General features: G+C 51.5%; 3 protein-coding genes. All 3 read right to left on the reverse strand.

The genetic code is table 11. The features are described from left to right. Positions 1–506: 506 nt before the first annotated feature. The 3 genes from ACNKIB_RS00065 to ACNKIB_RS00075 all read right to left on the reverse strand — a co-directional run bounded on the left by ACNKIB_RS00065 (position 507) and on the right by ACNKIB_RS00075 (position 6,688). Positions 507–2,273 carry a DnaB-like helicase C-terminal domain-containing protein gene (locus tag ACNKIB_RS00065; protein ID WP_417908495.1) on the reverse strand — a complete coding sequence of 589 codons (1,767 nt, stop codon included), beginning with the start codon at positions 2,271–2,273 and terminating at the stop codon, positions 507–509. 30 nt (positions 2,274–2,303) lie between these two features. Next, a complete protein-coding gene (locus ACNKIB_RS00070; RefSeq protein ID WP_417908496.1) occupies positions 2,304–3,197 on the reverse strand; it encodes a TIGR01777 family oxidoreductase in 894 nt (297 codons plus the stop codon). 179 nt (positions 3,198–3,376) lie between these two features. Beyond that, positions 3,377–6,688 (reverse strand): hypothetical protein, encoded by a 3,312-nt coding sequence (locus tag ACNKIB_RS00075; RefSeq protein WP_417908497.1) that lies wholly within the window; start codon positions 6,686–6,688, stop codon positions 3,377–3,379. Between the last annotated feature and the right edge of the window lie 463 nt (positions 6,689–7,151).

Genomic DNA, 7,151 nt, shown 5'->3' on the forward strand with positions numbered 1-7,151 from the left:
CAATTTCGCTTTGGCAACATCAATGCCGAGATAGAACATGACAGCACCTTTGGAAAGAAATTCAATCCGCCAATCGCGCCCACTTGCCTTGTGCTTCCCCTTGGCTACCGTTCAGTGTTGTCGCTGGCGTGAAAGTGAGCCGGGGGGCTTCATCTACGCATCAAGGTTCGAACCTTAGGGGCGGCCACAAGCTCTCCCCGACACAAGATACAAGGGGCGACCCCCTGTGGTCGCCCTAAGATGAACTAGCTATCGCGATGCAAAAAGGTTACGTAACCCAGGAGGCATTCTACGCCCGATGAAATAGAAAAAGGTTGAGTAACCTTTTTAGCATTCTACGAGCGATGAAACCCAAAAAGGTTACGTAACCCAGGAAGCATTCTACGCTCGATGAATTGTAACTGGGTTGAGTAACCTTTTTTGCATTCTACGGGCGATGAATTGGGAAAAGGATTCCCATCCTTTTTGCGGGGGATAGGAATCCTTTTGCGGGAGGAAAGCCAAACCTACTTTTCCACAAAACCCCAATAGGGATAATCAAGCTGATAGGAAGCGACCAAGCCCGGACTGTGCTCTCGGCTGGCAACTAACCAGAGATCATTGCGCCGCTGTTCGGCAGGCTCGCGGGTAAAGGGATCCCATTGCGGCAGCAGCACCATCGCGTTATCAGCCGAATACTCGATATCGCCAGAGCCTTTGAAGGAACCAAGTTGCGGCTCCTTGTCATATTGCCCATCTTCGCGGCGGGTCAACTCCGAGATAACCAAGAACGAAGCATTAAACTGATCCCGGAATGACTCCAATTGGCGCAGCCAGGCATCAATACCACTGCGCCGCTCAGAGAGATCTTTGAAGGGCAGCTTGTGCAGGCTGTCAATCACCACCATGATATGCTCTGAGCCGGTCTCGTGGCGAAGGAAATCGAGATGGCTGCGCATTAATTCCGGGGTAAGCCTGCGATCTGTCACGACGCGGAACCAAGGCAGAAACCGCTGGAGTTCTGTCTTACCTGCTCGCAATCTGCGGTTCTCTTCAGTGGTGAACTCGCCATCACGAATCTGCTCGACGGACAATCTACTCAGGCGACAGAGGCTGCGCTGGTAGATCTTCTGCCTGCCATTCTCGAAGTCATAATAGATGACTGGTATCTTGCGCCTGGCCATCTCACTCGCAACTTGGATGAAGAAACAGGATTTGCCTGCCTTGGGTAAACCACCCATGATATTGATCCCGTGCATTCCACCTAAGGCCTGATCTAGCTTGGCAAAGCCAGAGCGCATCGCTGCATGTCCCTCGCCACCTTCCATGTTGAGCTGCTCTTCAAAATGCAGGAACTCCCGCTCTGGCGAACTGAATGGGGAAAAGGACTTGGCTTCGCGGATCAGGGTGAAGACCGCCTTTTGGAACTCATTGCCTTGCTCTGTAGCCAGTTGGGTGAGACTGTAATGCTTGGGTGCGGAGTCTGGCCAGCGAATCATGCGGACCTTATAGCCCAGTCGTCCGGCGAAATCCCTAGCAGCACTTTCTGATTCCGGGTTCTTGTTGACACAGACAAAGATAGTCTTGAGCCAGGCCAATCGTTCTGCCTCGACATGCACAAAATCTGCTGCCGAAGCCAAGGCAATACCTGGCAGACCGAGCTGGCGTAGAGTAAGCAGGTTGTCTTCACCTTCCACAATGATCAGGCTGCCATTCTCGCAGCGCATGATCTCCTGAAGATTGAAGATGCGGAACTGAGGTCCGGCAAAGTCCTCGTTGCCATGCCAGAACACATCCTCAGCGCGTTCAGGATGCACACAGCGGGCCGCATGGCAGTTGCCATCTTCTTGAAGATAGGGATAGACCAGGTAGCGACCATTGAAGCCAATCTGCATTTCCTCCAACACGGCCTTGCTAATGCCCATAGCAACGAAGCGGCTGATTAAGTCAGCGGTGAGCTTGGCCATGAAGCCAAGCACTTCGTTGTTGAGATTCTTGATTGGATAATTGACTTTGCTTGCTGTGTAGTCACGATCCGGGTCAAAGCCAGGGGCAAGGCTGAGATTGAGGCGAGATTGACGAGCAAAGTGGAGCGGAAAGCCACCAGGCGTACAGCGTTGCAAGCAGCGGTAGTAGCCAAAGAAATAGCTTTCTGGATTGACAAAAACCACTAACTGGCCGGTCTTGCCCTGCTGCTTGCAGAACGGGCATTCAGCCAGCAGAATGCTCTGTTTCAGCTCTGCACCAGGCAGATGCTGGCTGTAAAACTCAACAACTGGGTCAATACGGTGCATGGCTGGCTCCTTGAGGATTGGGACAGAGGATCAGGGGGTGCAGAGTAACTTGCACAGGGCCGCATCTAGCTCTGGCTCTTGGAAAACATAGCCTGACTCCAGCAGCTTCACTGGCTTGACCTTGGCACTGGCGAGTAACAGCTCCTTGGCCATTTCTCCGAAGAGGATTTCTAATGGCATTCGCGGGGCAGGTAGGAAAGCTGGGCGGCAGAGTAGCTTGGCCAAGGTTGTGCTGAATTCGCGATTGGTGACAGGCTGCGGTGCTGTTACATTAACCGGGCCAGACAGCTGCTCGCAGTTGAGAATATGCGTGATAATGCCGGGCAATTCCCTGATACTGATCCAGCTCATCCATTGTTCGCCACTACCCATAATGCCACCTAAGCCCAGCCTGAACGGCGGCAGCATTTTTGCCAATGCGCCACCCTGCTTACTGAGGACGATGCCGAAGCGGACATTAACCACCCGGATGCCTGCCTGAGCAGCGGGTTTGGTGGCCAGTTCCCAGGCCTTGCCTACTTCGGCAAGAAAGCCTGAACCCGTGCTGCTTTGCTCAGTCAGCTCTTCATCGCCCCGATCACCGTAAATACCCACTGCCGAGGCAGAAATAAACACCTTGGGCTTGTGCTTCATCTGGGCAACACACTCAGCCAGGAGGTTGGTACTGTCTATCCGGCTGCGCAAAATGCGTTCTTTCTTGACCGTAGTCCAGCGACCAGAGGCAATGTTCTCTCCAGCCAGATTGATCACCACATCAACCGACTTGCACGGCCCCAGTTCGATGATTTTTTGCTCTATATCCCAGAACGGGGCGGTTCTGGTCGTGTTGCGGCGCAGAGCAAAAACCTGATGGCCTTGGCCAGCTAAGGACTGGTGCAATTGCCAGCCCACTAAACCGGATGCACCGGAGATGAGAATCTTCATAGCATTCTTAGGACGTAAGCAAAAGTCATCTGAAGGGCAGGCGAATTGAGCTGTAGTCTCAGGTAAGCTCCCATGTTTGAGACGATAACTTTAGTGGATACGACAAAAAAAAGCCCGGCTTTTTCGCCAGGCTTTTTCATTCTTCATTCAGCGCATCTTGAGCTGAATATCAGACCTCCTTACTTCACCACCTTGTTCCAGAATGGAATGTTGGCAAGCGACCTCGCAGTCTTGCTGTCAGCTGATGTCCCTGGCGTGAACGTGCCGCTGTCGCCCTGGGTGTTGAAAGTTGCAGCCTGCTGCTGGGCGGTATTGATCTTTTTCTGATCGGTGCCACAGAGGAAATTCTGCCAGTCAGCTATTGAGCCTTTACTTGGTACACTCCCGAACGCTGATGCGTTCAACTCCGCTGCCAGAAGCTGCTGGAGGAGCTGCATTCTCGCCTGCTCAACTGCCGTGCGCTTCGCACCAGTCGAGGTCTTAGCAATGCTGCTCCAGAATCCGCCCATCACTTCCTTGATAGTCAACGACTGACCGCAAATGGACTTGTTGCTCACGCCAGGGAAGGTATGGCCGAAACCGGTGCCGCCATCCCAGGCAATTTGCGCAAGCTGCGGATGCGTCGCCCAGAATCCTTGCGTCCTGGTCACACCAGCTCCCGTATTCTCAAAGATACAGGTAACGATATCGCCGTTCTTCAGGTCAATCGTCGCAGTCTGCGTGTTGAGATCACCGATTCCGGTACTGCCGCCGCTGCCTTCAACCTTGCAGTTATATGGATCTGTTGTCGAACCACCAATACCAGTAAGCACCCAGCCTAGCGGCACAAGCTCCCTCGCAGTATAGATGCCAGCATTCAGGTATTGCTCGTTCTGCTCGCCACCTTTGACCGGGAAGCCAACGTAGCCAGCTCCGGTTGTCTCGAAGTTGAAGCTTGTTGACATGTCTGTGCCTTTGACGATCTTCTGGATAATGATCTTGCCCTTCTTCCTGTTGGTGAAGGTGCAATGTACAGTCTCGCCTGGATCAAGGCTGATGGCGGCCTTGCGGTTCACTATATCTATCGAGGAGTCGTTGACATTCCAGCCATTTCCCTCAATATCATCCGTGCAGACCAAACCAACCAATTCATAGGCCAGTCCTGGATTGTCTTCTGTGACCGTGTAATTCCCATCAGGAACGTTCTCGAACGTCTCGGTCTCGTTGTCATTAAGGTTGAAGGCACCAGTACCAGTACCGTCGATGTTCTGGGTAAAACCAAAACCCGTGCCACCTGCTGGCTCTGTTACTTTGGTAATGAGGATTCTACCCAGCTTTTTGTTGGTGAACGTGCATTGCTTCACCGCGCCGAAATCCTCTGGATAATTGATGGTGAACTCACAGCCTGAGCTTGCCGTGTTTACCCAGCCAGCCTCCGCTTGTTCGGTAATCGTGTAACTGCCTTCAAGGAGATGGAAGTCTGCACCAGGAATGACGAACCTTTCAAAGGAGCCAGGATTTGTGTCTGAGGTGATCAGCTGGATGCCACCATTGGTTCCTGGGCCGTTAAGAGTCATCACCCAGTCGTTTTCGAGGCCTGCGGGCATTGTCACCTTGTTGACCTCAGCCACTGCACTGCCTTCTCCAACGATATTGTTGAAGATCACCGTATCCCTACAGGTTGGCAGGTTCAGATTAATGTTTTGCGTTGTTCCTCCATCAGGAACCAGACCGCCGCAGGAGCCTTCGACTACCGTGTATTGATCGGGCAGCAGACCAGAAATAATTGTCTGCTCCTGGGTCTCACCAGCAGTGAACTCAAACGAAGGTGTGGCAGCTATCTGGTTATGACTGTCCTTTACCTCAAAGCTACAAGTAATCTTCTCATCACCTTGGAGGATATCCGGGATAGTAGCGACAAGAGTGAGATCAACAAAAGCACTCGCCGAGATATTGACTGTTGCTGGGCCGCTTGAAATCGTGAACCCATTGGATGCAGTTAGAGTCGCTACATCTGATAAGGTGCCGCTAGTAATAACTGGTGTTGGATCAACATAAACAGTTTTGTTGAACTCAACATATCCAATTGGACACCCATTCGGATCTGTGCAGCTGAGATTTCCGTTCTGGGTTGCAGATGTCCAGAGCAGTGCGGCACTGTCCTTGTCGAGTTTTGTACCAAGCGTATAAGGTACACCAGCAAGCGTAAAGCTGCCATCAGCACTGCCAGAGACTGTGCTGTCAGTCGAATATTGCAGTCCGTTACCGCTGATGGACTCAACATCTGTCACAACAGCGGTGGTGTTAGTCTGGGTGCCAGGCTGGATTGACGAGACAGAGGCTGTGGCCTGGGTTTGCCCTGTAACCGGAATGCCTGTCGCTGTGTCAACATAACTGGCAGTTGCGGTATCGCTTAGATCACTGACATTCTTTGCCGCGTCAAAGGAGTGCGTCAGCACCTTGATCTCGGTGTTGGCCGGAACAGAGATATTGCCGGAAGAAATCGTGTCGAGAGCCTGCTGTCCAGAACCGAGATTGCCGAACATGGTGTCAGACACATTCACCGTAATGGCACGGGCCGCCGGATTCTTGGCGTAAATATTCGTCACCACAGTTACCTTACCGTCGATGCCAGGCAGGATCTCCCACTCTACCCGAACTGTAACCGGTGCGCTGTTGACGTTGTTGGGATCACAGGTATTGCCAAGGTTGACTACCGCTGGTGTCGCTGTTTTGGTGGCGTTCCAGATATAATCTGTTTCCCTGCTTGCGGACATATCCTTCTTCAGCTCTTGTGGCTGAATCTCTTTGACCGGGATGGAAACGGTACGTTTCCCTGTCGAGAAGTCATCCTTTTCAAACATGTACGATTGTAACGATGAACCGGGATATTGAGCCGCACCAACAGCCAGTCGATTTGCCCAGTCGATTACACAGGTGGATTTCTTTCCCTGAGTGATGGTCAGTATCCGATAGATCACCTCGTCCGCACCGCCAGTCACCCTGCCACCAATAGACTGAGGGCTAGCTGATACCGTACACGAAGAATCTGAGAAGGTGTTAAGCGTATCAGGAGATTTAAGAATCTCCGGTTCAGTCATCACGTCATAGCCGGTCTTGCCTGCTGTCTTGTGGTCGGCAGCGATGAGCACGTTGTAGGTTGTGCTATTGTCGTCACTATTTTCTACAATCAACCTATGCGGCACCAGATCAAGTTCATTCCAGCCTTTGCCCAAGTTGCCGGTGACGTATGGCGTGTCATTGCCGCCAAGAGGTGTCGGATCCTGGCAGACAAAGTTGTCGTCCGCGTTTGGCAAGGTGCCTGTAGGCGTGATTGGCGTGTTGCCACCATTGCGACAGCCCTCCAAGGTGAACTGGATGGTGTTTGGTGGTTGATCAAAAGCCAGTGCCATTGATATGGGCACAGCAACTGTTAAGCCGCTTGCAAGCAGCATCGCGCCTGATGCAGTACTCACGCATCGGCGTTTTAGGTTAATTGTAAAGTCAGACATAATACTCGCTCCTTTTTGATTTTATGATGCAGTTTTTATCGTGCAACGTACACAAAAATCTACCTCTCGGTTAAGGATTACAGGTATTTTAGGAAATAAACAAGGGGAAATTTTAACTCCAGCATCCGTATTTTATTTAATCAAAAAGGCTTGCAGAATCATATCAACTCACCTTATACTTTCTTATCTCCTTCTTCGCAGAACACCCTAGTACCACAACTATAATTGGCAACAACGTGATTCGCACCATCAAAAAGTAGGTTGGAACGATAAATAATCGAGTTGTCAGGGGAACGCATTTTGCTATGCGCCCCCTTTTTTTTATTATTGTCCTCACTTGGGAGGGTTAAAACCCCCACCTTCAGGTGGCAGCTTCAGCGGAACTTAGGTTAAGCTGGGAGCATGGAAACATATAATCATGGCTCACATGCTGTATTTTCAATACATCTGCGCTTGGCGTGGA

Source organism: Candidatus Electronema sp. PJ, from assembly GCF_048287395.1.
Taxonomy (GTDB): Bacteria; Desulfobacterota; Desulfobulbia; order Desulfobulbales; family Desulfobulbaceae; genus Electronema.